This window comes from Saccharopolyspora sp. NPDC047091 (assembly GCF_040643635.1).
In the GTDB taxonomy this organism is placed as follows: Bacteria; Actinomycetota; Actinomycetes; order Mycobacteriales; family Pseudonocardiaceae; genus Saccharopolyspora_C.
This window is the reverse complement of record NZ_JBEYUS010000019.1, coordinates 1-25,494: the sequence shown is the minus strand read 5'-3', so window position 1 is coordinate 25,494 and position 25,494 is coordinate 1. Positions and strand designations below refer to the sequence as shown.

22 protein-coding genes and 1 pseudogene are annotated in these 25,494 nt (G+C 72.0%); 8 read left to right on the top strand and 15 right to left on the bottom strand.

The window, feature by feature from the left end; translation table 11 throughout:
• Positions 1–39: 39 nt before the first annotated feature.
• The 3 genes from ABZ805_RS11325 to ABZ805_RS11315 all read right to left on the bottom strand — a co-directional run bounded on the left by ABZ805_RS11325 (position 40) and on the right by ABZ805_RS11315 (position 4,347).
• Entirely contained in the window at positions 40–906 is an 867-nt protein-coding gene (locus tag ABZ805_RS11325; protein WP_358437773.1) for a class I SAM-dependent methyltransferase, read from the bottom strand.
• 241 nt (positions 907–1,147) lie between these two features.
• Positions 1,148–2,371, bottom strand: coding sequence for a hypothetical protein (locus ABZ805_RS11320; RefSeq protein WP_358437771.1), 1,224 nt, complete (start codon positions 2,369–2,371; stop codon positions 1,148–1,150).
• Positions 2,372–2,454: 83 nt separating this feature from the next.
• Positions 2,455–4,347 carry a heavy metal translocating P-type ATPase gene (locus ABZ805_RS11315; RefSeq protein ID WP_358437769.1) on the bottom strand — a complete coding sequence of 631 codons (1,893 nt, stop codon included), beginning with the start codon at positions 4,345–4,347 and terminating at the stop codon, positions 2,455–2,457.
• 102 nt (positions 4,348–4,449) lie between these two features.
• Here ABZ805_RS11315 and ABZ805_RS11310 point away from each other — a divergent pair, with 102 nt between their 5' ends.
• The 3 genes from ABZ805_RS11310 to ABZ805_RS11300 all read left to right on the top strand — a co-directional run bounded on the left by ABZ805_RS11310 (position 4,450) and on the right by ABZ805_RS11300 (position 6,200).
• Positions 4,450–4,794 (top strand): metalloregulator ArsR/SmtB family transcription factor, encoded by a 345-nt coding sequence (locus ABZ805_RS11310; protein WP_358437766.1) that lies wholly within the window; start codon positions 4,450–4,452, stop codon positions 4,792–4,794.
• 259 nt (positions 4,795–5,053) lie between these two features.
• On the top strand, positions 5,054–5,578 hold the full coding sequence (locus ABZ805_RS11305) for a hypothetical protein (RefSeq protein ID WP_358437763.1): 525 nt from the start codon (positions 5,054–5,056) through the stop codon (positions 5,576–5,578).
• Complete coding sequence (locus tag ABZ805_RS11300) at positions 5,565–6,200, top strand: dienelactone hydrolase family protein (protein WP_358437761.1); 636 nt, start codon at positions 5,565–5,567, stop codon at positions 6,198–6,200. Before ABZ805_RS11305 ends, ABZ805_RS11300 begins: the two co-directional genes overlap by 14 nt.
• Before the next feature lie 41 nt (positions 6,201–6,241).
• On the opposite strand, the gene ABZ805_RS11295 is transcribed toward ABZ805_RS11300, so the two are convergent.
• The 8 genes from ABZ805_RS11295 to ABZ805_RS11260 form a co-directional block, all read right to left on the bottom strand.
• Positions 6,242–7,963: a hypothetical protein gene (locus ABZ805_RS11295; protein ID WP_358437758.1), complete on the bottom strand. Its 1,722-nt coding sequence runs from the start codon at positions 7,961–7,963 to the stop codon at positions 6,242–6,244.
• Positions 7,960–8,667 carry a protein phosphatase 2C domain-containing protein gene (locus ABZ805_RS11290; RefSeq protein ID WP_358437755.1) on the bottom strand — a complete coding sequence of 236 codons (708 nt, stop codon included), beginning with the start codon at positions 8,665–8,667 and terminating at the stop codon, positions 7,960–7,962. Before ABZ805_RS11290 ends, ABZ805_RS11295 begins: the two co-directional genes overlap by 4 nt.
• Positions 8,664–9,530 carry a vWA domain-containing protein gene (locus ABZ805_RS11285; RefSeq protein ID WP_358437752.1) on the bottom strand — a complete coding sequence of 289 codons (867 nt, stop codon included), beginning with the start codon at positions 9,528–9,530 and terminating at the stop codon, positions 8,664–8,666. Before ABZ805_RS11285 ends, ABZ805_RS11290 begins: the two co-directional genes overlap by 4 nt.
• Before the next feature lie 423 nt (positions 9,531–9,953).
• The gene (locus ABZ805_RS11280; RefSeq protein WP_358437749.1) at positions 9,954–11,414 is read right to left on the bottom strand and encodes an FAD-dependent monooxygenase; all 1,461 of its coding nucleotides are present in this window, start codon (positions 11,412–11,414) and stop codon (positions 9,954–9,956) included.
• A gap of 110 nt (positions 11,415–11,524) precedes the next feature.
• Positions 11,525–12,658: a cytochrome P450 gene (locus ABZ805_RS11275; RefSeq protein ID WP_358437746.1), complete on the bottom strand. Its 1,134-nt coding sequence runs from the start codon at positions 12,656–12,658 to the stop codon at positions 11,525–11,527.
• Positions 12,655–13,875: an MAB_1171c family putative transporter gene (locus ABZ805_RS11270; RefSeq protein ID WP_358437743.1), complete on the bottom strand. Its 1,221-nt coding sequence runs from the start codon at positions 13,873–13,875 to the stop codon at positions 12,655–12,657. Before ABZ805_RS11270 ends, ABZ805_RS11275 begins: the two co-directional genes overlap by 4 nt.
• Before the next feature lie 4 nt (positions 13,876–13,879).
• Positions 13,880–14,428: a hypothetical protein gene (locus ABZ805_RS11265; RefSeq protein WP_358437740.1), complete on the bottom strand. Its 549-nt coding sequence runs from the start codon at positions 14,426–14,428 to the stop codon at positions 13,880–13,882.
• Positions 14,425–14,919, bottom strand: a complete 495-nt coding sequence (locus ABZ805_RS11260; RefSeq protein ID WP_358437737.1) for a hypothetical protein — start codon at positions 14,917–14,919, stop codon at positions 14,425–14,427. Before ABZ805_RS11260 ends, ABZ805_RS11265 begins: the two co-directional genes overlap by 4 nt.
• Positions 14,920–15,278: 359 nt before the next feature.
• On the opposite strand from ABZ805_RS11260, the gene ABZ805_RS11255 reads away from it, so the two are divergent.
• Entirely contained in the window at positions 15,279–16,139 is an 861-nt protein-coding gene (locus tag ABZ805_RS11255) for a 3-hydroxybutyryl-CoA dehydrogenase (protein ID WP_358437734.1), read from the top strand.
• A gap of 303 nt (positions 16,140–16,442) precedes the next feature.
• Here the strand turns inward: ABZ805_RS11255 and ABZ805_RS11250 are convergent, their stop codons facing one another.
• Positions 16,443–17,150 (bottom strand): GntR family transcriptional regulator, encoded by a 708-nt coding sequence (locus ABZ805_RS11250; protein ID WP_358437731.1) that lies wholly within the window; start codon positions 17,148–17,150, stop codon positions 16,443–16,445.
• Positions 17,151–17,430: 280 nt separating this feature from the next.
• On the opposite strand from ABZ805_RS11250, the gene ABZ805_RS11245 reads away from it, so the two are divergent.
• Positions 17,431–18,624 carry a CoA transferase gene (locus ABZ805_RS11245; RefSeq protein ID WP_358437728.1) on the top strand — a complete coding sequence of 398 codons (1,194 nt, stop codon included), beginning with the start codon at positions 17,431–17,433 and terminating at the stop codon, positions 18,622–18,624.
• Positions 18,621–19,802, top strand: coding sequence for an acyl-CoA dehydrogenase family protein (locus ABZ805_RS11240; RefSeq protein WP_358437725.1), 1,182 nt, complete (start codon positions 18,621–18,623; stop codon positions 19,800–19,802). The genes ABZ805_RS11245 and ABZ805_RS11240 overlap by 4 nt, the downstream gene beginning before the upstream one ends.
• Positions 19,803–19,867: 65 nt before the next feature.
• Here ABZ805_RS11240 and ABZ805_RS11235 read toward each other — a convergent pair whose 3' ends face one another.
• Both ABZ805_RS11235 and ABZ805_RS11230 read right to left on the bottom strand, forming a co-directional pair.
• Positions 19,868–20,626, bottom strand: coding sequence for an SDR family oxidoreductase (locus ABZ805_RS11235; protein WP_358437722.1), 759 nt, complete (start codon positions 20,624–20,626; stop codon positions 19,868–19,870).
• Between the two features lie 512 nt (positions 20,627–21,138).
• The gene (locus tag ABZ805_RS11230; protein ID WP_358437719.1) at positions 21,139–22,590 is read right to left on the bottom strand and encodes an amidase; all 1,452 of its coding nucleotides are present in this window, start codon (positions 22,588–22,590) and stop codon (positions 21,139–21,141) included.
• A gap of 212 nt (positions 22,591–22,802) precedes the next feature.
• On the opposite strand from ABZ805_RS11230, the gene ABZ805_RS11225 reads away from it, so the two are divergent.
• The gene (locus ABZ805_RS11225) at positions 22,803–23,987 is read left to right on the top strand and encodes an MFS transporter (protein ID WP_358437716.1); all 1,185 of its coding nucleotides are present in this window, start codon (positions 22,803–22,805) and stop codon (positions 23,985–23,987) included.
• A gap of 297 nt (positions 23,988–24,284) precedes the next feature.
• Here the strand turns inward: ABZ805_RS11225 and ABZ805_RS11220 are convergent, their stop codons facing one another.
• Complete coding sequence (locus ABZ805_RS11220; RefSeq protein WP_358437713.1) at positions 24,285–25,094, bottom strand: SAM-dependent methyltransferase; 810 nt, start codon at positions 25,092–25,094, stop codon at positions 24,285–24,287.
• Positions 25,095–25,264: 170 nt separating this feature from the next.
• Between ABZ805_RS11220 and ABZ805_RS11215 the strand changes: the two are divergent.
• Positions 25,265–25,494: pseudogene (locus tag ABZ805_RS11215) on the top strand (hypothetical protein); the annotation flags it as partial.

The following is a 25,494-nucleotide window of genomic DNA, read 5'->3' as shown; positions in this document are numbered from 1 at the left end:
GCTTCCCCGTGGGGAGGCGGGCCGCCGTCGTGCGCGAGGTCAGCTTTCGCGGAACGCGGTGAGCATGCAGCCGACCTCGGCGAAGCGCCGGGTGAAGCCGGGCAGTTCCCGCCCGTAGCCCGCGGCGATCTCGTTGGTCGGTTCGCGCCGTACCTGCCAGCCCGCCCGCTTCAGCACGTCTTCGGGGTCGGGGCGGTCGTCCGTGCTGAACAAGCCCAGCAGGTCGATGCCCCACTGCCGGCCGATGGCCTGCATCTCGTCGGTGGCGAACCGGTCGCGCGGCCCGGCCATGTGCTCGATGGACAGCCGGCTGCCGGGAGCGGAGAGCCGGTCGACGGTGGCCAGCAGCTGCGCTTCCGCTTCGGGCGGCAGGTAGGGCAGCAGTCCTTCGGCGAGCCAGGCGGTGGGCTTGGTCGCGTCGAACCCGGCGGCTTCGAGGGCGCTCGCCCAGTCGTCGCGCAGGTCGACGGGCACGACCCGCCGGTCGCTGCCGGGCTCGGCGTCGATCCGGTTCAGCGTGTCGTCCTTGAACTGCAGCACCTTCGGCTGGTCGATCTCGAAGACCCGCAGGCCTTCGGGCCAGGCGAGCCGGAAGGCGCGGGTGTCGAGCCCGGACGCGAGGATCACGGCCTGCTGCACCCCGCCTGCGGCGGCGCGCAGGAAGTACTCGTCGAAGAACCGGGTCCGCACGCCGAGGTAGCCGGACATGGCCTCGAGCAGCTCGGCGGGGGAGTTCTCCATCTCGGTGAACATCGTGGATCCGGCCGCGGCGACGAGGTCCGCGGCGTAGGGGTCGTTGATCAGCCGGTCCTCCCGCTGGGATTCGACCGCTCGGCCGCCCGCGACGGCCAGGGCGGTGATCCCGACGCCGGAGACGATGTCCCATTGCTCGTGGGTACTGGTCACGTGAGCACCTTTCCGTCCACTTCGGCCTGCTTCGCAAGGCTAACGGTAAGGTTGCGTCATGCAACTATGTGTGACCTAGTCGGACTCCGCGCATTTCGGGCGAACGGCGTAGTCGGCCCGCGTGCTCCGGGCGCTCGGAGCTGGTCGGGAGAGGTGTCCCGGCCGACGGGTCGACGTCCGCGGAGGACGGCATCTGACCACCCGTTCGGCCCAGCGGCGCGGAGTCCGTCCGCGCCGGGGATCAGTCCCCGCGCTCGTCCTGCTCGCGGCGCTGGTCCTCCTCGCGCTGCTCGTCCTCCCCGGATGCCGGGCCGCCGTCGTCCTGATCCCGCCGGCGGTCCCGCTCGCCCGAGTCGCGTTCCTCCGCGCGTCGTTCGTTGCGGCGCTGCTCCTCGCGGTAGCCGTAGGCGGCCTGCCGCACCGCGGCATCGGTCTCCAGGCTGGACCCGAGCGCACCCGCGACCACGCCCATCGTGGTGAACCCCCACGCCAGCGCCAGGTACCGGGTGAAGTCGGCGTCGTGCCCGAGGCTGCTCGCCAGCAGCTCCGGCGGGACCAGGAACAGCGCCACCAGCAGGTTGATCACGAACAACCCGGCGTACAGGCAGCCCACGCCGATGGTCAGCGTCGCCACCGTCGAGACGTTGTAGAGCAGCACCTGCTCCCGGTCCCGCTCGCTGTTCCCGCGCCGCTTCTCCCAGAGCCCGTGCGCGGCGATCAGCCAGCCCACCAGCAGCACCACCGACGCGATCGCGGCGAGCACCTGGCGCCAGGCGCCGAGCATGTCGCCGATCTGCCAGATCGTGCTGGACGACAACCCGAACGCGCTCGTGGCGATCGCCGCCGCCAGCGCGTTGCGCAGCCCGAACACCAGGCGCCACGGCTGGTTGGTGCGCACCATCCCGCTGAGCAGCCGCAGCCGGCCGCGACCCCGGGTGGCGGTGTAGCGGACGTCCACTTCGCCGTCGTCCGAGCTCTGCTCGCTGGTGCGGCGGATCGGCGCGGCCACTTCGGTGAGCCTGCTGTCCAGCCCGTAGCGGTGGTCGGCGCCGCCCTCGCGTCCGGTGAGCTCGTCGATGAGCTGCAGCACGACCTGCCGGGACCGCCGGTACGGCTGGGTGCCGCCCAGCGCGGGCAACGACACCACCGCGACCTGGCCGTCGAGGTTCGCGTCGGCGACGACCGGCCGCCGGTTCACCCGCACCGGCAGGTCGGTGAGCGTGATCGCGTAGTCCCAGCCCCGTTCCTGCCGCCGGTCGGCGGTGGCGCGCAGCATGTCGCGGGTGCTGTGCTCGCCCGCGGTCACCGGGTCCACGTCCACTTCGACCACCCACTCCCGGTCATCGCCGAGGTGCTCCGGCAACTCATCCGCGAGGTGCTGCGCGACCTGCTCCGGCAGATCCGGATCGGTGATCAGCCCCAACGTCGGCCGTTGCGTTGCCGTTCGGCCGTTCTCGCCGCTCATGTTCCGGTGTCGCTCCATCCCTCGGCTGTGCATCGGCTCTGGGGTATCCGCTGTGGACGGCGGCAAACATCATCATCGCCGGATCAGCGCCAGGCGCCGGCGCGCAGCAGGCGGAGGCCGTTGAGGCCGACGAGGACGGTGGAGCCTTCGTGGCCGGCGACGCCGAGCGGCAGCGGCAGGTTCCCGGCGAGGTCCCACACCACGAGGACGGTGATGAAGGCGCCCGCGATGACGAGGTTCTGCCGCACCAGGCGCCGGGCCCGGCGGGACAGGTCGACGAGCTTGCCGACGGCGGCGAGCTCGTCCCGCACGATCACCACGTCGGCGGTCTCCAAGGTGAGGTCGGCACCCGCGCGGCCGAGCGCGACGCCGGTGTGCGCGGCGGCGAGCGCGGGTGCGTCGTTGACGCCGTCGCCGACCATCAGGGTGCGGTCGCCGAGTTCGGCGACGGCGGCGACCTTCTGGTCCGGCAGGAGCCCGGCCCGCACCTCGCGCAGACCCGCTTCGGCGGCGACCCGGCGCGCGGCCGGTTCCTGGTCGCCGGTGAGCAGCACCGGTTCCGCGCCGGTCAGCGCGCGCAACGCCGCGACGGCTTCGGCCGCGTCGGGGCGGAGCCGGTCGCTGAGCCCGAGCACTCCGGCGCGGGTCCCGTCCACGGACACCACGACGGCGGTGCGGCCGCCCGCTTCGACCTCGCCGACCGGGCCGGTGCGGTCGACGGGGCGGGTGACCTCGACGCGGCGTCCGTCCACGGTGGCGGCCACGCCGTGGCCTGGGGTGGCGTGGAAATCGGTGGCGGCGGGCACGGCGAGGCCGCGGTCGCGGGCGGCGGCGAGGACGGCGCGGCCCAGCGGGTGTTCGCTGAAGCGCTCCGCACCGGCCGCCGCGGCGAGCAGCTCGTCCGCGGACCGGCCGGGTTCGACGCGGACCTCGGTGACCTGCGGGGTGCCCTCGGTGAGGGTGCCGGTCTTGTCCAGCGCGACCCGCCGCACGTCGGCGAGCCGCTCCAGCACCACCGCGGACTTCACCAGCACGCCGCGCCGCCCGGCGTTCGCGATCGCGGACAGCAGCGGCGGCATCGTGGCCAGCACCACCGCGCACGGCGAGGCGACGATCATGAAGGTCATGGCGCGCAGCAGCGCGTCGGTGGGCGTCGAGCCGAACAGCAGCGGGACGCCGAACACGGCGAGCGTCGCCAGCACCACGCCGACCGAGTAGCGCTGCTCGACCTTCTCGACGAACAGCTGCGTGGGCGCCTTCGCCTCGCTCGCCTCGGCGACCAGCGCCACGATGCGGGCGATCACCGATTCGGCGGAATCCCGGGTGACGCGCACCCGCAGCGCACCGGAACCGTTGAGGGTTCCGGCGAACACCTCGGAGCCGTGCGACTTCGCGGCGGGCACCGGTTCGCCGGTGATGGTGGCCTCGTCGACTTCGCTGCCGCCGTCGAGCACCTCGCCGTCGGCGCCGATGCGCTCGCCGGGGCGCACCACGATCTCGTCGCCGATCCGCAGCTCCGCGGCGGGAACCCGCTCCTCGAGGCCGTCGCGCACCCGCACCGCGGTGTCCGGGGCGAGGTCGAGCAGTCCGCGCACGGAGTCCTCGGTGCGCGCGGTCGCGTACGCCTCCAGCGCACCGGAGGTAGCGAAGATGACGATGAGCAGCCCGCCGTCGCGCACCTGGCCGATGGCGGCCGCGCCGATCGCCGCCACGATCATCAGCAGGTCCACGTCCAGCGTGCGCTCCCGCAACGCCTGCAACCCGGCCCGGGCCGGTTCCCAGCCGCCGGTGGCGTAGCAGACCAGGTACGGCGCCCACATCGCCCACCACGGGCCGCCGCCGAGGTCGACGGCGAGGCCGATCAGGAACGCGGCCAGCGAGGCCGTCGCCCAGCGGGCTTCGGGCAGGGCGAACGGGCTCCGGCGCCGAGGCGCGGGCGGTGCGGTGCGGGCGGGGCTGTCGTCGAGCGTGACCATCGCTGCTTCCTCGGCGCGGGGGCGGGGCGCGCCGAGAATACATGAACGACTGCTCAGGTGTTCAAGCGTTCAGGTGTTCGGGCCTGCCGATACACTGCGCACATGGGTCACGGTGTCGAGAGCGCGGTCACGCCTGCGGCGAAGCTGGACGCCACCGCGGCGGCCTCCGTCGCCGAGACCCTCCAGGCGCTCGCCACCCCGTCCCGGCTGCTCATCCTCAGCGAACTGCGTCAAGGCGCCCGCCCCGTCGGGGAGCTCGCCGAGGCCGTCGGCATGGAGGCCTCCGCCGTCTCGCACCAGCTGCGGCTGCTGCGCTCGCTCGGGCTCGTCACCGGCAACCGCAGCGGGCGCAGCGTCGTCTACAGCCTCTACGACGACCACGTGGCGCAGCTGCTCGACGAGGCCGTCTACCACATCGAACACCTGCGCCTGGGCCTGTCGGGCTGATCGCCCGCGGGCGAACGGCACCCGGCGATCTCGGTGGCGCGCACCGCCTCCGCCCGGCCGCGCGGTCGAGCCCGGACCCGGCCCACCCCGCCGCCTCGCGACGATCCCGAGGCGCTCGCGCCCCTGGCGCGGCGCGAGCACCGCCGGGGGTCGAACCGGCGCCACCTCCGTGTGCCCCCATCGGGGGATTGAACGGCGCGCGTGCGGGTAGCCGTGGTGCGGATGTCCGTTGCCCGCACGACGAACGGAGACGCGCACGATGTCGGACCCGCTGGACGCCGAGACTCCCTCGGCTGACGAGGTCGGCCCCGATCCCGCGGACCCGCAGGACCCGGCCGACCTGCAATCCGCGGGAGACCTCGACGAGGACGAACTGGGCGTGGACCCCCTCGAAGAGGGAGTCGAACCGCCCGAGCACTGGTCGCGGGACGCCGCGGACCCGCCCACGCCCCGCGAGCAGCGCGAAGGCGAGACGATCGATGAACGGCTCGCCGAAGAACGCCCCGACCCGGCCGCCGAGGTGGGCAAACCGCTCGCCGAAACCCGCCTGTACGAGCTCGACGACACCGTCGACGAGCAGGCGACCGCGGAGGTCGCCGACGGCGCGAGCGGTGAGCAGGTCGCCGACCAGGCCGAACGGGCCACCGGAACCGGGGCCGCCGTCGAGGGCGACGAGGTGGAGAACACCGGTCTGTCCGCGGTGAGCACCGAGGGCTCCGCCGGGCCCGCCCGCAACGCCTCCCCGGAGGAGAACGCCGAACGGGTGCAGGATGGCGGAACCTGATCAGGTCGCCATCCCGGCCCCGCACGGCAGCGGGGCGCTCGCCGCGGATCTGACGCTGCCGCAACTCGATTCGCCGCTGGTGGTGTTCGCGCACGGCAGCGGCTCCTCCCGGCACAGCGAGCGGAACCGGTGGGTGGCGGCCCGGCTGCAGGAGGCCGGCTTCGGGACGCTGCTGCTGGACCTGCTCACCGACGACGAGTGCGAACGCGACGCGCACGGGGAGCAGCGGTTCAACATCCCGCTGCTCACCGTCCGCGTCCTCGGCGTCCTCGACTGGTGGCGGGGGCCGCTGAGCCTGTTCGGCGCCAGCACCGGGGCGGCCGCCGCACTCGGGGCCGCCGCGCGCCGACCGGAGTCGGTGCGCGCGGTGGTGTCCCGCGGCGGGCGCCCCGACCTCAGCACCGAACCCCTCGACCGGGTGCGCGCGCCCACCCTGCTGCTCGTCGGTGGGAACGACCCGGAAGTCCTCGAACTCAACCGCCGCGCCGCCACCCACCTCACCGCCGAGCACGACCTCCAGGTCGTCCCCGGCGCCACCCACCTCTTCGAAGAACCCGGCGCCCTCGCCGAAGTGGCCCGAGCCACCACGACCTGGTTCACCGCCCACGCCTCGTCGGCGTGACCCGTTCCCGCGGTTTCGGCGGGCTTGCGGAGTCGCTCGATCTACCGTCGGCCGGTCAACCGGTCCCAGAGGCTGCCGAGTTTGCTCTTCGGACGTTGCGGATCGGGTGGCGGTGGTGGCGGCGAGCTGGCACTCGGCGGCGTGACCTGCGGCGGTGGCGTGAGGAACTCGAACCGGTGCTTCGGCGGCACTGGGGGCGGCGGTGCCGGTGCGCGAAGTGCCGGTGGCGTTCCGGCCACGGCACCGCCGTTCGGACTCCGCGGTCCGGACGGCTTGACGGTCGAGCCGAACCCCTGCGATGAGTACAGGCTGCTCAGCCGGTCTTCGACGGCACGGGTTCCGCCGCTGCTCGGCCTCGGCGTGGCGGAAGGCGGGCTCGGATCGCCAGGCCGTCGCTCCGCCGCTGGAGCGCCCGGCCCGGTGGACTCTCGGGTATCGGAGTGTGCCGTCGTGTCGTCCTCTTCCGGCGGCGGTCGCAGGAGCGCCGCCACCTGTTCGGCACTCAACACCTGTAGCGGGCGGGACTTGCGAAGGTGGATCTGCGGAGCCGCCACCTTCGCCGTCCTGCTCTTGAACAACGTGATCAGCCCGGTCAAGCAGAGCCACGTGCCGTTGAGGCCCGCCAGGTCGGAGCCGAACCTTCGCTGGAGTTCGCCGATCGCATCACCGAATACGTAGATGGTGAACGCGCCTCGCTTGTAATCGCCGAAGTTGATGTTCGCGGTCTGCATGGCGGGTCCGCGCGGGTGGCCGACAACGTTGTGCACCCGGCCGAACACGGTCTTCTCGTCGCCCTCGGCCGACCGAAGCGCATTGGCGTCGATCGCGTGCACCGGCTGTGGGCCGCGGCGCCGGGGCCGCGGTGGTGCCGACGTTGTTCGGACCCGGTCGTCCCCCTGCAAGGCTTCCGGGACGGCGGCGAAATCCGCTGTGCACGCGGCTCGCAGACGACGCGTGGATTCCTGCAGAGGAGGAATCCGCTCTGTGCGGTCGAACACCGCCGATGCGGCCGGGTCGGCGAAGTCGGCAGCAGTGAAGATCAGGTTCTCGCCGTTGTGGAACTCGTCCCACAAGCGCGGTTCGTGTTGGAGCGCGGACAGCGAGAGATCGAGCACGGCTGCCGAGAACGCATCGATCTTCGAGTCGTAGGCATCCCCGCGAGCCGGGTGCTGGTAATGCCGGTGCCCGCGTTCCGCCGCTCCCAATGCGCTGAGCGCGGGCAGGAACATGCCGTCGTAGTCGACCAGCTGAACCGAACGATCGGGCCGCACCAAGATGTTGCCGTGCTGCAGGTCGCCATGGGCGGCGTCGGTCTGTTGCAAGGCACCCACCGCTTCGTGGATCCGCTGCTGGACCTTCCGCAATTCGTCCGGCGAGCGGAGGTTGGCTTCCACCCAGTCGCTCAGCGTTGCTCCGGCTATCCACGGCATCCGGACGATCGGGAAGTCGTCCCCGTTGACCCGCACTCCTCGCGGTATGAAGGCGACGTCGACGAGGAAGTCGTAGCGGGAATGCGCTCGGATGAACTCGGAGACCCGGGTGTAGCGCTCTTGGAGGTGGTTCCCCTCCTTGTGGAAGCAGCGCACGGCATAGCGTTCGCCGGCCACCGTGATGTCGAAGGTGAGCGCGAACCCGCCCGAAGCGACCGCAGGCGTGCCCAGCGGAGTGCATCGGGCCATGCCGCGGCGCAACTTCTCGTCGGTGAACGCGAGCGCGGGATGTTGTACTGCTTGGACGTAGTCAGTGAGAGCCGGAAGCCTCATATCTCGATCACACACATCGTCATGTCGTCGTTGCGGCCCTCGTTCCGTGCCCGGTCGACGAGTTCGGAAGGCGTATCCACGTAGTGGGCGGGAACCCTCCCCTCTGTCGAGCACGCGGTGAGGAAAGTGGCTGCCACTGCGTCGGTGGCCAGTACGAAGACGTCCCCGGAGAGGTGCGTCCCCACCGCTTCCCAGACTGCATCGCCGCCGCGGCTTTCCGAGGAGGTTCGAAGCAGTTCGGGGAAGCGGTCGAACTCGTCCGGATCGAACATCGGTCCTGCGAGCAGCACGCGGTCTCCACGCAGGTGGAACAGGCACGAGTCACCGACTGCGTGCACCCGGTAGGTCTCGTCCGAGAAGGTCAAGCCGACGAACGTCGCCGCTGAACCTCCGGACAGCTTCTCCTGCGCGAACCAGGCCAGGTCCGCCCGCCATACCGCTGCCAGCCAGCGGCTGGACAGCTCTCGCCGAGTACCGGGATCCGTGGGGTCGAGATGTTCGTGGACGAACGCCTCGACCAGGAGACGGCTCCAGACGTCGGAACGTGCCGCGGTCGATGCGCCGTCTGCGACGGCGAAGCGAAGAGACACCGGATCGGCCGCGCAGGCGTCCTCGTTCTCCGACTCCTCGTAGCCTTGCTTGACGGTGCTGAACGTGCGGACGGTGGGCGTGATCCGCTCGCCGCGAACGACGGTCCGACTCAACTCGGCTTCCCGGACGTCAGTTCGCGGAGTCCCGTCGGAGTGACAGCCCGCGTTCCGATGTCCAAGAACTCGATCATCGACGTCGCGTCGGCGTTGTACAGGAAACCGCGCGAGCCGGGCTGGACGTTGTATCCGATGCTGGACGCAGCTTCGAGCAGGACCGACGGCAATTCGCTCGTCATCTCGAACAGCCGCACGGCGTGTGCGTCGGGCAGTCCGCTCGAGGTGTTCGGCAAAGCCGAGATCTGGACCGGGTTGGCGGACAAGTGCAAGTTGAACAACAGGGTGCGCCCGTCGTCGGTTCCGGTCGATCGCAGCGACTCGGCCGCTTCGGTGGGGTCGCCATCCGTGCTCACGCCGTCGGTGATGTTGATGACGATGGGTGGGAAGTTGCTCGAATTGTTCGCGCACCAAGCCCTCGTGATCCGGTCTGCTTCCCGGAGGGCTTGCACCATCGGGGTCTTGCCGTTGTTCGACGGATCGACCCACACCGGAAGCTTCATCGGCAACTGCATGATCCCGCCCGCCCCGTCCGGAACCTTGCGCAGGATCTCGTCCACCCGCATGGGCTGCCGAGCGAGCTCGCCGATGGGGACCAGCGGACGGGCGGAATTGGACCCGTGCAAGACGGAGGCGACGTCTGCTCCGTAGCCGAGGACACCGACCTCGAAGTAGTCGTTCACCCGTTCGTCGCCCTTGCTGCACAGGAGGGTCGCGTTGCCGAGCAGCTTGTTGACGGCCTGCGCCAGCGCGTGGGACTTCGACGACTCGGTGCCCGCCCACGGCTCGGACATGGAGAACGACTGGTCGATCAGCAGAAGCAGGCAAGCGCGGTGATTCCGATTGATCTCGGCCGAGTACAAGCTGAACCCTCCAACTGTTCCACGTGGATGGATCGAGCCTTGTTCTCCGCTTTCGGGTGGCCCGATTCGCAGCAGTGTAACCGTGCGATGAGTCGCGTCGAACGGTTTTGGGTGGTTCGATTTCCGTATCGACTGCCGCGTGGTCGGACTGCGGCGACCATAGTGGCCGGAATATACTTAACGGTATAAGCGGTTGGTGGTATAAAAGATCAGCAAGATTGGGAAATTTCGACTTGCGAATAAACCTCGCATCGTTGATTCCGATGCTCAAGTCGAGCGATCGCCGGGGTGCGCGCACATTCGATTCCGGCGCGGTCGCCGATACGACGTGTCCAGCGGGCGGACTGCGGTAGCCCGAAGGGGGACGGAGCACCTGTCGGCCCCGCGGGCGCACGCCGCCGCGACGTGTACCCGTGGCGCCGATCAGGCCGGGGTGCCGAACCAGCGGGTGAGTGCTTCGCGCAGGGCGTCCCGGTCGTCGCCCGCCCACGCGATGTGGCCGTCCGGGCGGAGCAGCAGCGCCGGGACGTCCAGCTCCTCGCTCGCGTCGACGACGTGGTCCACGCGGTCCGCCCAGCCTGCCGCGGAGAACTCGCCGGTCTGGTCCAGCAGCAGGCCGCGCCCGCCGTGCAGCAGCCGGTACAACCGGCCCCGCTTCAGCTCGACGTCGCGCATCCGCTTGCCCACCAACGGGTTTCGGCTCCCGGATCCGGGCTCTTCGCCTCCTGCGGCGGGTTCCCCGAAGTCGTAGTGGATCCCGATCGCCGTGACCTTCTCGATCAGGTAGCGGTTCACCTCCTCGAACTCGACCAGGTCCGCGAGCACCTTGCGCACCGCCCGCGGCCCCGGCTCCGGCAGCAGCAGCTCCATCTGCGCGCGGGTCAGCTCCAGCACCTCGGCGGCCACCGGGCGCCGCTCCGCCTCGTAGCTGTCCAGCAGCCCCGCCGGAGCCCGGCCACCCACCGCGGCCGCCAGCTTCCAGCCCAGGTTGAACGCGTCCTGCAGACCGGTGTTCATGCCCATCCCGCCGGTCGGCGGGTGCACGTGCGCCGCATCGCCCGCCAGCAGCACCCGGCCGTCCCGGTACCGCTCGGCGAGCCGGGTGCCGTCGCCGAAGCGGGACAGCGAACGCGGCGAGTGCGCCCCGAAATCGGTGCCCGCGACCGCGCGCAGCCGCTCCCGCAGCTCGGCCATCGTCGGCGGCACCGACCGGTCCTCGGCCACGCCCGCCGCGGGCACGATCACCCGGTACAGGCCCTCGCCGCGGGGCATCGCGCCGAACCGGAACTGGGTCTTGCGGGCCTCGGCGACCTTCGCCGCCAGCTCCTCCGGCCCGACCGCCAGTTCGCACTCGGAGATCAACGTGTCCACCCGGGACGGTTCGCCGGGGAAGCCGACGCCGAGCAGCTTGCGCACCGCGCTGCGGCCGCCGTCGCAGCCCACCAGGTAGCGCGCGCGGAGCCGCCCGCCGCCCGCGAGCTCCGCGGTGACGCCGTCGGCGTCCTGCGCCAGCCCCACCAGCTCGCTGCCGCGGCGGAAGTCCACGCCGACCCGCTCCGCGTGCTCGGTGAGCAGGCGTTCCGTCCGGTCCTGCGGAATCGCCAGCACGTACGCGTGCGCGGTGTCCATGCCCTCCGGCCAGCGGGTGCCCAGGGCCGCGAAGAACCCGCCCGCCGTGACCTGCGTCCCGTGTTCGAGGAACGGCTCCAGCATCCCGCGCTGGTCCAGCACCTCCGCGCTGCGCGCGTGCAGGCCCAGCGCCCGCGCCTCCCGCACCGGCTCCGCGTTCCGCTCCAGCAGCACCACGCGCACCCCGCGCAGCCGCAGCTCCGCCGCGAGCAGCAACCCCGTCGGACCCCCGCCGACCACGATGACGTCGATCATCGAACCCCCTGTTCGCCCAGTTGAGAGGCACAGTGTGCGGGGGTGCCGGGGTCTTGCCACAAGCCCCGGGGTGCGCTATACCTTGAAACAGGCGGGGAGGACGACCCGCGTCAGCGGCGCACTCGCGCCACCAGTTCCGCAGGGCCCCGGTGCCGGAAGTTGCCGCGCCACGTCGCGGACTCCGCGGGAACGTCCAGCGACAACCCCGGCCGCCGCGCCCGCAGCGCCCGCACCGCGCTCGCCGCGATCACCCTGGTCAACGCCGAAGCCGGGCACGAGTGGATGCCGTGGCCCAAGCTCAGGTGCGGGTTCGGCGAGCGCTCCGGGCGGAACACCGCCGCGTCCGCGAACACCCGCTCGTCCCGGTTCGCCGACGCCAGCGACAGCAGCAGCGTGTCCCCGGCGCGCACCGGAACCCCGCCGATCTCCAGGTCCGACAGCGGGTAGCGCGGCGCCGCCAGCAGCTGCGGCGGGTGGCAGCGCAGCACCTCCTCCACGCCGGAGTCCAGCAGTGCGGGCTCCGCGCCCAGCAGCCGCAGCACCGCGGCCGACACCGCGTGCACCATGATCTCGTACCAGACGAACAGCAGGTAGAACACCATGCTGGTCAGCTCGTCGTCGTCCAGCTCGCCCCCGGCGCGGGCCGCCAGCAGCCCCGACAGCAGCGACCCCGCGGGCGGCGCCGAACCCAGCGCGCCGCCGATGATCCGGCGCATGTCCCGCATCGTGTCCCGCGCCCGCGGCTCCGCGCCGGGGGCGTGGCGCAGCAGCGCATCCGCCCAGCCGGTGAACTCGGCGCGCGCCTGCTCCGGCAGCGGCAGCAGCTCCGCGATCACCCGCACCGGCAGCGGGACCGCGAACTCCGCGACCAGGTCCACCTCGTCCGGCAGCGCCGCCGCCAGCCGCTCGGCGACCTGCTGCACCTGCGGCGCCAGCTCGCGCACCCGCTGCGCGGTGAAGCTCGGCGCGATCTGCCGCCGCAACCGGGTGTGCCGCGGCGGATCGCTGTTGAGCAGGTGCGCGTCCAGCTGCGGTGGCAGGTCGAAACCCGCGTAGTCCGCGCCGTGCGAGTGCGAGCGGTTCAGCGCCAGCCGCTGATCGCCCAGCGCGGCCCGCACCTCCGCGTACCGGGTCACCAGCCACGCGCCCGGACCGTCCGGAGTGGACACCCGGTGCACCGGTCCGGCCGCGCGCAGCTCCGCCAGCGCCTCGAACGGGTCGGGCGCGGTGAACGGATCGGTCACGGCGCCGGGCTCCGGTCCTCGTCCAGCTCCGCCAGCACGTCCCGCACCACCGGGTGCGGTTCCTGGAACGCCTTGCCGATCAGGCACGACCAGTGCAACTCCTCCGCCAAGTCGCGGTGCGGGTCCTGCTCCGGGAACCGCCACACCGCCGCCGCCGAACCGTCCATCCCGGAGTCCTCGCGGATCATGTCGCTGCCCGAACCGGGCCGCCGCCCGGCCGCGTGCGCGCGCAATCCGGCCGCGATCCGCGCCGCCTCGACGGTCGCCGCCCGCTGCTCACCGGTGAGGCCCGCACGGTCCGCATGCCGCTCCGCCACCGGCACCACCGCCGGATCGAGGTAGGGCCGTAGCTCGCGCAGCAGGTCATCGGTGGCGATCAGCCAGCGGTACTCCGCCGACTCCGAACGCGTGTTGCGCACCAGATCCGGATCCAGCGGCCGCAACGCCTTCAACAGCGGGCGCAGGTAGCGGCGCGCCCGCCACCGCCGCAGCAACCGCGGCACCGACGGCAGCACGTAGCCCACCGCCATCACGCTCGCCCCGACCGTCGCGCTCAGCGGCGCCGCCACTGTGCTCACCGCATCCAGGTCCGCACCGAGCCAGGTGCCCGCCACCGCGACCACCTTCAGCACCGAATAGCCCAGGCCGAACAGCACGCCCACCGGCACCAGCGACACGCCCCGCCGCAACCAGCGCTCCCGCGCGTGCGGCCGGATCCGCAGGCAGATCAGCGCGCTGCGCACCAGCCCCACCGAATACGCGCCCAGGTACACCGCCAGGAACCCGACCACCGCGGGCACGCCCGAGTAGTGCGCGTCGAAGTCCAGCACGTGCGGCTCGTCGTGCACCGGCGCCAGCGCGAACGTCCCGGCCAGCACCAGCAGCACCGCCGCCGTGCCCAGCACCAGCACCCGGCCCGCCGGCTGCGCCTCCTCCCGGGGCCGCGCCAAGTTCACCGAGCACACCTGCAACGAGGCGGTGCACAGCACGATCGACGAGTACACCGCCAACGTCGACAGGTTCGGCACCCCCGACGCGGCACCGACCGCCAGGTACACCCCGGGGATCGCGAAGTTGAACCCGCACGCCACGAACAGCAGCGCCAAGGTGATCGCGCCGAGCCGCGGATCCCGCGGATCGCGCAGGAAATCGCGCAGCTTCCACGCGAACGCGCTCAACTGCAGCAGCAGCGCCAACGGGTAGACGACGGCGAACACCCGATCACCCGAGGGTCGACTGGAAGCGGTGCAGGATCTCCCGCGCCTCGTCGGGAACCTGCTGCGCCTGCGGCGGTTCCCACGAGCTGATCCGGCGCATCGCCACCGACGCCATCATCTCGGCCGCGGCCTCCTCGTGCGCCGAGCAGCCGGTGCGGGTCAGCACCCGGTCCAGCACCTCCGGCGGCAGGCCCCCGAACAGCGAGCGCAACGCCGGAGCCGGATCCGACAGCGGCCGGCCCACGTGGCCCCACAGCAGGTGCATCAGCTCATGCAACCAGATGTGCCAGCGGTGCCAGCGGGTGGTGCGCGCGTCCGCGATGATGATCACGCAGCCCTCCGGCAGCAGCGCCAGCCCGCTCGGCGCGCGCGGCGGCAGCTCCACGGCCGCGAAGTAGATGTCCCGGCCCAGGTGCTCGCGCGCCCGCTCCAGCAGCTGCTGCGCGGTGAACCGGCGCGGCAGGCCCAGCGCGTCCAGCCGCTTCCCGCTGCGCCTGCGCAGCAACCAGCGCGAACTCCGGCTCGGCCCCTCGTCCCACACCAGCAGCCTCACCGCTGCTCCGGCTGCTGGTCCGCGGCGCGCAACGCCTTGAAACCGTGCAGCACCCCGAGGATCGCGTCCGCCACGTGCTGCCGGTCCTGCTCCGGGAACTGGTCGGTGAGCTGGCGCAGCGCCACCTCCTCCACGCCGTGGCTGCGCAACTGCCCGGCCAGCCGCCACTGCGCCAGCAGCTCCGGCGCGATCGCCGGGTCGAAGAAGTCCAGGCCCACGCCGAAGAACTCGGCGAACGCCACCACCTCGGTGAGCCGCGGAACCGCGCGGCCGGTGCGCAGGTGCCACATGTGCGTGCCGGACATCCGCACCCCGCGCGCGGTCAGCAGTCCCGCCATCCGCTCGCTGCCGTACGGCTTCCCCGTCTCCGGATCGGGCTGCGCCGCCAGCAGTTCGGTGAGGCGCTCGGCGAACACGTGCACGCTGATGGAACTCCCCGAGACCTGGTCCTCGGGGGCGTCGGTGGAGTCGGAGCCGGATGGGTGGGGCACGCCTCGACTGTAAGGGGTCGCGATCTCCGCGACACCGCCGATGTCGTGATGATCTCGTCCACACCGGTGGGCGGAAGTAGTGGATCTGTCCGCCGCTGTTGATATACGATGATGGAACCCTGGGGGGTCAGGGTGTGAGGCGGGGGGCTTTCGGGGAGCTCGGGGGCTTTCGGGGAGTGGAGAAGTCGGGCCGGAGCACTGCGGCCCGACTTCTTCGAAGCGCCCGGAGCGAACCACGACGCTTCCCGGATCCCGTGTCCTACAGCACCTTGGACCCGCCGGTCACCGTTCCCTTTGGCATCATCGCCGCGTCGGTCGAGCACGACCCGACGACGCAGTCGGACGGAAGGATCGGTGTGGTGACGGGAATCGAACGCGTAGGCGTGGTGGGCTCCGGACTGATGGGGGCGGGCATCGCCGAAGTCAGCGCTCGCAGTGGACTGGACGTCATCGTCTCGGAGGTCAGCGAGCAGGCCGCCGAAGCGGGTCGAGCCCGCATCACCAAGTCCCTGGACCGCGCCGTCGGCCGCGGCAAGCTCGCCGAAGCCGACCGGGACGCCGCGCTCGGCCGCCTCCGGTTCACCACCGAGCTCGCCGAACTCGCGGACCGCCAGCTCGTCATCGAGGCCATCGCCGAGAACGAGCAGCTCAAGACCGGGGTGTTCGCCGAACTCGACCGGGTCCTCACCGACCCGGACGCGATCCTCGCCTCCAACACCTCTTCGATCCCGATCGCGAAGCTCGCCGCCGCCACCTCGCGGCCCGCGCAGGTCATCGGCGTGCACTTCTTCAACCCGGTTCCGGTGCTCAAGCTCGTCGAACTGGTGCCCTCGCTGGTCACCTCCGAGGACACGGTGCGGCGGGCCGCCGAGTTCGCCACCGACGGGCTCGGCAAGCAGACCATCCGCGCCCAGGACCGCTCCGGGTTCGTGGTGAACGCGCTCCTGGTGCCGTACCTGCTCTCCGCGGTCCGGATGTTCGAGAGCGGCATCGCCGCGGCCGAGGACATCGACAACGGCATGGTGCTCGGTTGCGCCCACCCGATGGGGCCGCTGGCGCTGGCCGACCTGGTCGGCCTGGACACGCTCAAGGCGATCGCCGACTCGATGTACGACGAGTACAAGGAGCAGCTGTACGCGGCGCCGCCGCTGCTGCAGCGGATGGTGGACGCGGGGCTGTACGGCAAGAAGTCCGGCCGCGGGTTCTACGAGTACTCCTGAGCATCCGCCGCCGATCCTGCCGCGACGGGCCGGGCCGGCGGAACCTGACCGCCTGTCTCGCTACTTCTGCCGCGTAGTGGTCGGTGGCGGAACCTCAGCGGTTTCCTCGCCGCGGGATCGATGTCTGCTGTGTGTCCGGCACGCGGCGACATCGGTGTCCTCGCGAGGAAGTCGCTGAGAACCCGCCACGGTGCCGGGCGCGCGCCGCCGCGCAGCGGCTTCGCCGCCGGGTGGGACGAGGCGCCGGCCGGGGGCTGCGGGCTGCGGTGGGACCGGTGGTCGGGCCGCCCGGAGCCCCGGAGGTCAGCCGATGGTGCCGCGGAGTGCGGCGACCGCGTGGTCCCGGTGCTCGTCGAGCAGCGCGACCAGCCGCTCGGCCTCGCCCGCGGTGGCCGCGCGGAGGATCGCCTCGTGCTCGGCGCGCACCCGCTCCCGGTTCGCGCCCTCGTTGTAGTACACCGCCCGGTACGCGTCCGTCGCGTCCCACAGCGTGCGCACGATCCGCAGCAGCCGCGGCAGCCCGCACGGCTCCAGCAGCGCGAAGTGGAACCGGCGGTTCGCCGTGATCATGCCGACCAGGTCGTCCGCGTCCGCCGCGCGCTCCACGTCCCGCGCGGCCTCCTCGACCCGGTGCAGGTCCGCCTCCTCGAAGCGGCCCGCCGCGGCCTCGGCGGCCTCCGACTCCAGCAGCGCGCGCAGCCGGTACACCTCCAGCAGATCGTCCAGCGAGAGCTCGGCGACCGCGTAGCCGCGGTGCGGCCGGTAGACCACCTGGCCCTCCGCCTCCAGCGTCTTCAGCGCCTCCCGCAGCGGAACGCGGCTGACGCCGAGCTCCTGGGCGATCGCGTCCTGCCGGATCGGCCTGCCCGGGGCCAGCGAACCGGTGGTGATGGCCCGGCGCAGCGCGTCCAGCACGAACGCCTGCGTGGTCGGTGGCCGGTCGGTCCCGCGCAGGTCGTGCCAGCGCAGATCGGGCGGCGTCGGCGGGCGCGGATTCGGGTCTGCTGGCATCGGCTCCCGCCGGTTCGTCGTGCGGATGGTCCCGGGGCGCCCGGCCGTGCGATCACTCGTTCGAGAGGCGCGCAGCGTGTTGACCCGGCGTCCGATCACTGTATATTGGATCCAATCCGGGGAGAGCGCAACACGATTCGCCGCGCGTCCCAGGTGCCGGAATCCGGCCCGCGCGATCCGCGGCGCGGGCTCCGGTCCGGAAATCCCGTTGCCCGCGCGCGAACGCCGCCGCGTGGCTCGCCCGGCCCGAACGGGCCTGGAACCGGAAGGTGGGTCGGTGATGGGACGGGCACTGCCGCTGGACGGCATCGTGGTGGCGGACTTCAGCCGGGTGCTGGCCGGTCCGTACGCGACGATGGCGCTGGCCGACCTCGGCGCCACCGTGATCAAGGTGGAACGGCCCGGCACCGGAGACGACACCCGCGGCTGGGGTCCACCGTGGACCGACCGCGGCTCCGCCTACTTCGAGTCGGTCAACCGCAGCAAGCGCAGCGTGGTGCTCGACTTCGACGACGAACGGGACCGGGACGCGGCGCGGGAGCTCGTGCGGCGCGCCGACGTGCTGGTGGAGAACTTCCGGCCCGGCGTGCTGGACCGCTGCGGGCTCGACCCCGACGGCGCGCGCGAGCTCAACCCCGCGCTGATCTACGCGTCCGTCTCCGGTTTCGGCAGCGGCCCCGGCGCGGACCTGCCCGGCTACGACTTCGTGGTGCAGGCGGTCGGCGGGCTGATGAGCATCACCGGCGCACCCGACGGGCCGCCCACCAAGGTCGGGGTCGCCGTCGTCGACGTGCTCACCGGCAAGGACCTCGGGCTCGGCATCCTCGCCGCGCTGCGACAGCGCGATGCCACCGGGCTGGGGCAGCACATCGAGGTCAACCTGCTCTCCAGCCTGCTCGCCGCCCTCGTCAACCAGATGAGCGGCCTGCTCACCACCGGCATCGCGCCCGAGCGGATGGGCAACCGGCACCCCAGCATCGCCCCGTACGAGACGCTGCGCTGCGAGGACGGGCTGCTCGCGGTGGCCGTCGGCAACGACGCGCAGTTCCGCCGGTTCACCGACGCGCTCGGCCTGATCGGGCTGGCCGACGACCCGCGGTTCGCCGCCAACGCCGAACGCGTCGCGAACCGGACGGAACTCGTGCGGCGCCTGGAGAACGTGCTCGGCGCCCGGCGGGCGAGCGACTGGCAGGCTCGGCTGCACCGGGCCGGCATCGCCTGCGGGCAGGTCAACGACCTCTCGCACGCGGTGCACTACGCGGAATCGCTCGGCCTGCGCCCGGTGGTCGACCCCGGCGACGGGGGAGTGGCCCAAGCCCGGATGCCGATCGAGTTCTCCGACATCGACGTCGCCGATCCGCTCGCTCCGCCCCGCCTCGGCGAGCACACCGACGAGGTCCGCGGCTGGCTCGCCGCGGAACCGCACCCGCTGCCACCGCTGTCCGACGACCCAGCCCGAGGAGGCCACCGATGAGCGCCAAACCCGACTTCGATCCCCGTGATCCGCTGGGCATCGACGCCGAGCTGACCACCGAACAGCTCGCGCTGCGCGACAGCGTGCGAGCCCTCTGCCGGGACCTCGTGCAGCCGCACGTCGCCGACTGGTTCGAACACGGCGAGTTCCCGCAGGCCCGCGAACTCGCCCGCGAACTGGGCAAGCTCGGCGTGCTCGGCATGCACCTGGAGGGCTACGGCTGCGCGGGCGCCTCCGCCGTCGACTACGGCGTCGCCTGCGAGGAGCTGGAAGCCGCCGACTCCGGGCTGCGCTCGCTGGTGTCGGTGCAGGGCTCGCTGGCCATGTACGGCATCTGGCGCTGGGGATCCGAAGAGCACAAGCAGCAGTGGTTGCCGAAGATGGCCGCGGGCGAGGCCATCGGCTGCTTCGGCCTCACCGAACCCGACCACGGCTCGGACCCGGCGTCGATGACCACCCGCGCCCGGCGGGACGGCACGGACTGGGTGCTCGACGGCCGCAAGATGTGGATCACCAACGGAAGCATCGCCGACGTCGCCGTGGTGTGGGCGCAGACCGAGGAGGGCGTGCGGGGATTCGTCGTCCCCACCGACACCCCGGGATTCGCCGCACCGGAGCTGAAGAAGAAGCTGTCGCTGCGCGCCTCGGTGACCAGCGAGCTGGTGCTCGACGGGGTGCGGCTGCCGGACGCCGCGGCGCTGCCCGGAGCCGTGGGGCTGCGCGGGCCGCTGAGCTGCCTGAACGAAGCGCGCTACGGGATCGTCTGGGGCGCCACCGGCGCGGCCCGCAACTGCCTGGACACCGCGCTCGACTACGCGCGCAGCCGCGAGCAGTTCGGCAAGCCCATCGCCGGTTTCCAGCTCACCCAGCAGAAGCTCGCCGACATGGCGGTGCGGGTGCAGAACGCGCGGCTGCTCGCGTTGCACCTCGGCAAGCGCAAGGACGCCGGAACCCTGCTGCCGCAGCAGGTCAGCTTCGGCAAGCTCGACAACGTGCGCGGCGCGCTGGAAGTCGCCCGCAGCGCGCGGACCGTGCTCGGCGCCAACGGGATCTCGCTGGAATACCCGGTGATCCGGCACATGACCAACCTGGAATCGGTGCTCACCTACGAAGGAACCGGCGAGATGCACGCCCTGACCATCGGCCAAGCCCTCACCGGGAGCAACGCGTTCCGGTAGTGCGACGACGTCCCGGCCGGTCGTGACGCGTGATCAGGACCGGCCGGGCGATCAGCCGGGTCGGCTCACCAGATGGTGAAGCCGCCGTCGGCGACGACGTTGCTGCCGGTGACGAAGCTGCTGGCCTCGGACGCCAGGAACACCGCGACCGGGCCCAGCTCGTCCGGACGACCGGCGCGGCCCATCGGGGTCTGCTCCATCCAGCCGTTGAACCACTCCGGCTGGGTGTTCTGCACGCCCAGCAGCAGGTCGGTGCCGGTGTAGCCCGGCGAGATCGAGTTGACCCGGACGCCGCGGCGAGCCCACTCGCCGGCCAGGGACTTGGTCAACATGATCACGCCGGCCTTGGACGCGTTGTACGAGACCTGCGGCTGCGGGTGGTTCGAGATCATGCCCGACATCGAGGCGATGTTGATGATCGAACCGGACCCCTGGGCGAGCATCTGCTTGCCGACCTCGCGGGAGCAGTAGAACACCCCGTCCAGGTTCAGCCCGAGGACGCGGCGCCAGGACTCGTCGCTCATCTCCTCGGCGGGCTCGTTGCGCACCATGCCCGCGTTGTGCACGGACACGTCGATGCGGCCGTGGTCGGCCACGATCCGCGCCACCGCGTCGGCCACCGCGGCCGAGTCCGTCACGTCGAGCGGGAGGAAATCACCCTCGACCTGCTCGGCGGCGGCATTGCCGGTCTCCGGGTTGATCTCGCCGATCACCACGTGGGCGCCCGCCGACCGCAGCGCCTTCGCGATCTCCAGACCGATTCCCTGCCCGGCACCGGTCACCAGTGCCACTTTGTCCTGGAGGGAGAAAACCTCGGTACCCAACTCGTCACCTTCCCGAAAAACCGACCTGACGGGTGCAGCCTTGCACACGGTCGTCCCCGGTCGGCGCACCCCGCCGCAGATATCAAATACGCCCCGAGTTCGTGAGAAATTGCGGCGAGCGGGCCGCCGGGAGAACCGCGGAACGGACGTTCGCACTGATCACCGGCTCGGCGCCACCCCGGACTCGCGAATTCCCCCGCACCACCGGGAAATCGCGGAGCCACCGGAGCAGTGCGAGCGGAACACCGGAGCAGTGGCGCTGCGGCGTCGTGTCGCTGCGGGGCGCGGTGCTGCGGAGCTCGTGCCGCTGCGGGGCTTGTGGTGTTGCGGGGCTTGTGGTGTTGCGAGTCGCGCTGCCGCGGGGTGTAGCGCCGCGGCACCGCAGGGCTGCGGCAGTGCGGGCCTGCCGCGCTGCCACACTGCGGCACTGCGGGGTTGTGGGGTAGCGGCGCTTGGGGGTTGCGGCACTGGGGGGTGCGGCGCCCGCGCCACCGTGGCGCCGCGGCGCGGACTCAGGTCAACGGCGGCGGGAGCACGGTGTGCACCCAATCGCTCGCCTGCTCGTAGGCGTGGCCCAGCTGCAGCAGCGGCCACTCGCCGTGCCCCGGCCCGATGAGCTGCACCCCGGTGGGCAGTCCCGCGTCGTTGAACCCGGCGGGCAGGTTCAGCACCGGATGCCCCGACAGGGTCCACGGCACCGACGCCTCCATCCAGCGGTGGTAGGTGTCCATCGGGGTGCCGTCGATCTCCGCCGGCCAGCGCAGGCCCGCGTCGAACGGGAACACCTGGGTGCTGGGCGCGAGCAGGAAGTCGAAGCGGTCGAACAGGTCCGACACGGACTCCCGCCACGCGTCCCGCCCGGCGCGGGCCGCGGCGATGTCGCGCACCGTCAGCTCCAGGTAGCCCTCCGCCTCGTACCGCGCCTCCGGTTTCATCCGGGCGCGGGCGGTGGGGGAGCGGTAGACCTCGTGCAGCCCCTCGCCGATCATCCAGCGCCGCCACAGCAGGAACGTCTCCCACGCCTGCTCCACGGGCAGCCGCGGCGCCGGTTCCACCACGCAGCCCAGCTGCTCGAACAGCCGAGCCGCGTCCCGGCACAGGTCCAGCACGCCCGGCTCGGTCGGCAGGTAACCGTCGAAGTCCCCGATCCAGCCGATGCGCAGCCCCGCCACGTCGCGGCGTGGCGATTCGGCGAACAGCGCCGGATCCTGCGGCAGGCTCAGCGGTGCTCGCTCGTCCGGACCGGCCACGGTGGACAGCAGCATCGCCAGGTCCCGGATGGTGCGCGCCATCGGCCCCACCACCGACGGTTCGGCGACGAACCCGGGACCGGGCACCCGGCCGAACCCGGGCCGCAGCGACAGCACGTTGCAGAACGCGGCGGGCGTCCGCAGCGAGCCCATGAAGTCGCTGCCGTCGGCGACCGGCAGCATCCGCATCGCCAGCGCCGCCGCGGCCCCACCGCTGCTGCCGCCCGCGATGCGGGACAGGTCGTACGGGTTGGTGGTGGTGCCGAACAACGAGTTGAACGTGTGCGAGCCGAGCCCGAACTCGGGGACGTTCGTCTTGCCCACCACGATCGCGCCCGCCGCCTTCATCCGGCGCACGAACGGCGCGTCCGCGGCGGCGGGTTCCGGGCGTTCGAAACCGGCCGTGGTGGGGAATCCGGCCGCGTCGCTGAGGTCCTTCACCGCGATCGGGAACCCGTGCATCCACCCGGAGTACTCGCCGCGGTCCAGCTCGGCGTCCCGGGCGCGGGCCTGCGCGAGCACGTCCTCCTCGTCGGCGCGCGACACGATGGCGTTGACCAGCGGGTTGAACCGGTCGATCTGGGTGAGGAACGCTTCGGCGACCTGCACGCAGCTCAGCTCGCGCTGCCGGATCGACCAGGACAGCTCGACCGCGTCGAGCCGCACCGGCTCGGGCACGTTCGCCGACGGGATTCCGCTCAACTCGGCGCCCACCCGGCCCGCCTCCAGTCCGCGTCCACACGTGGCCGTCGATGGCCACCTGATCGACCGTGGCGGCTGGCGGACGCGACGTCAAGACGGCGGACGAGCGCATTCGCGTGGTGCCCGGAGGTATGCGTCACGTTAGCGTTGCTAAACGGTTCGCCGGTTCACACGCTGGTAGCGGGCTTGCCCACCCGCGGCGGCCGACGAACGGAGGCGGATCGATGGCGGCAGCGGTGGTCGGTGGCGGTCCCCTGCGAGCGCGCCAGGTCGGGCCCGCGCGAGTGCTCGCCTCGGTGGCGGCGGTCGTCACCGTCGGCGTGTTCCCGGTGTTCCTCGTCGGCGGGCTCGGCGTGCAGCTGCAGCGGGAACTCGGTTTCGGCGCCGCGCTGCTGGGCGGAGCGGCCGCCGCGTTCTTCGCCGTCGCCGCGCTCGCCTCCCGCTTCATGGGCTGGGTGGTGGAGCGCATCGGTTCCCGGCTGGGCATGCGGCTGGGTGCCGCGGGCAGCGCCGTGTGCCTGCTGGGGATCAGCGCGGTGCACGACGCGGGCTGGCTGCTGGTGCTGCTGTGCCTGTCCGGGCTGCCGAACTCGCTGGCGCAGCCCGCCGCGAACCTGCTGATCACGCAGGGCGTGCCCGCGCACCGGCGCGGCATGGGCTTCGGCGTGAAGCAGTCCTCGATCCCGCTGGCGACGCTGCTGGCCGGGGCGGCGGTGCCCGCGATCGCGCTGACCATCGGCTGGCGCTGGGTGTTCGTGTTCGCCGGGGTGATCGGGCTGCTGGCGGCGCTGTTCGTGCCGTCGCTGCCGCAGGCGGAGCGCTCCGCCCGGCCCGCGGCCGCCGAGTCCGGTGGCGAGTCCCGGTTCGTGGCGCTGCTGCTGATCGCCATCGCGGGCGGGCTCGGTTCGGCCGCGGCCAACGCGCAGGGCGCGTTCGTGACCACCACCGCGGTGGACGTCGGGTTCAGCCCGTCGGCCGCGGGCCTGGTGCTGTCGCTGGCCTCGGCGGCCGGGCTGACGATCCGGCTGCTGGCCGGGGTGGTCGCGGACCGCTGGGCGGTGAACCTGCTGCGGGTCATCACGATCATGCTGGTCGTGGGGTCGCTGGGGTACGCGCTGATGGCCACGGGCTCGATGTCGCTGTTCCTGATCGGCGTGTCCATCGGGTTCGGCGCGGGGTGGGCGTGGCCGGGGCTGCTCAACTTCTCCGTCGCCAAGATCGCCCCCGACCGGGTGGCGAGCGCGACCTCGTTCACCCAGACCGGCATCTACTTCGGCGGCAGCGCGGGGCCGCTGCTGTTCGGGTTCCTCGGCGAGCACGCGGGACTCGGCACGGCGTGGCTGGCGGCGGGAGCGGCCGCGGTCCTCGCCGGAATCCTGCTCCTCTTCGTCCGTCCTGCTTCCAGGTGAGCTGCCTGTTCTCCGACTCCTGGGTACCTCACTGACTGTCCCGCTGCTTCTGCCGCGTCGTGCTCGGGTGGCGGAACCTCAGCGGTTTCCGCGCTGCGGGATCGCTCCGCCACACGTGACATCGCTGTCCTCGCGAGGAAGCCGCTGAGAACCCGCTGCGGTGCCGGTGGCGTGCGTGGTCGTCGGCTCGGCGGCTCCGCCGCTGACGGGGAACCGATCAGCGCGCCGCGCAGGTTAGCGGAGTGGAAGTCGGGCGAGTGGCCGAGCCGCTCGACGCGGATGGGCCGGTGGCGCGGGTCAGGGTTTGCGGGCGACGCCGCCGTGGAGGATGCGGTAGCGGGGGTGGCGGTGCGGGGGCTGGTCCGGTTCGGGTCGCCAGTCGCCGATGTAGCAGGTGCCGGGCGGCTGCCGCTCGAACGCGCCGAAGCACTCGGTGAGCCACTCGACGGGGCGCGCCACCACCGGGTCGGCCGTCTCCTCGTAGAACGCGGCGAGCAGGTTCATCGGCTCGGGTTCCTCGCTGGCGCACAGGTGGGAAAGCACGAGCGCGCTGCCGGGGGCCACCGCGTCCTGGTAGGCGCGCACCAGCCGCATCGGATCGTCGTCGTCGGGGACGAAGTGCAGCACCGCGGACATCACCAGCGCCACCGGCTCGGAGAAGTCGATCAGGCTCGCGGCCGCGGGGGAACCGAGCACCACATCGGGCTCGCGGATGTCGGCGCGGATGATCGCGGCCCGCGGTTCGGCGTCGAGCAGCGGCCTGCTGTGCGCGACGGTGAGCGGCTCGTTGTCCACGTACAGCACGCTGAACCGGCGGGTGCGGCGGGCGGCGACCTCGTGCACGTGCCCGATGGTCGGTATCCCGGAGCCGAGTTCGAGGAACTGCCGCACGCCGCGCGCCAGCAGGTGTTCCACGGTGCGCCGCAGGAACGCCCGGTTGTCCCGGAACACCCCGGCCACCCCGGGCATCGCGGTCTGCAACCGCTCGGCGAACTCGCGCTCCACGCCGAAGTTGTGGCCACCGCCGAGGAACGCGTCGTAGATCCGCGCCGCGCAAGGCCGGTCGATGTCCATTTCCCTGGACAACAGGCGTTGCGCGTCGACCATGATGTGCTCCTCGTTCCTCCGTCGGCGACACCGTACAGTAGTCGTCGGTTCACGCACCGTGTCGAAGAGGGGCGGGCCCGAGTGGGACCCTCCCAGACGGAACCGCAGTCGAGCACCCGGTGGCTACGGCCGATCGGGGGGTATGGTCGTGATCGTCTACAGATGCCGGTATGCGCATTTCCGGCCCTGTTCGCGAGAGCGCCCGCAGCCGGGTGAATGCGGCTGTTCGGGCGGCGGAAAACCCACTCCTGGAGGTGTACGTGTCCGAGGTTCGCGCCGTCGTGGCGACCGGCAAGGGAGCGCCCGTCGAGGTCACCACCATCATCGTTCCTGATCCGGGTCCGGGTGAGGCGGTGGTGCGGGTGCAGGCGTGCGGGGTGTGCCACACGGATTTGCACTA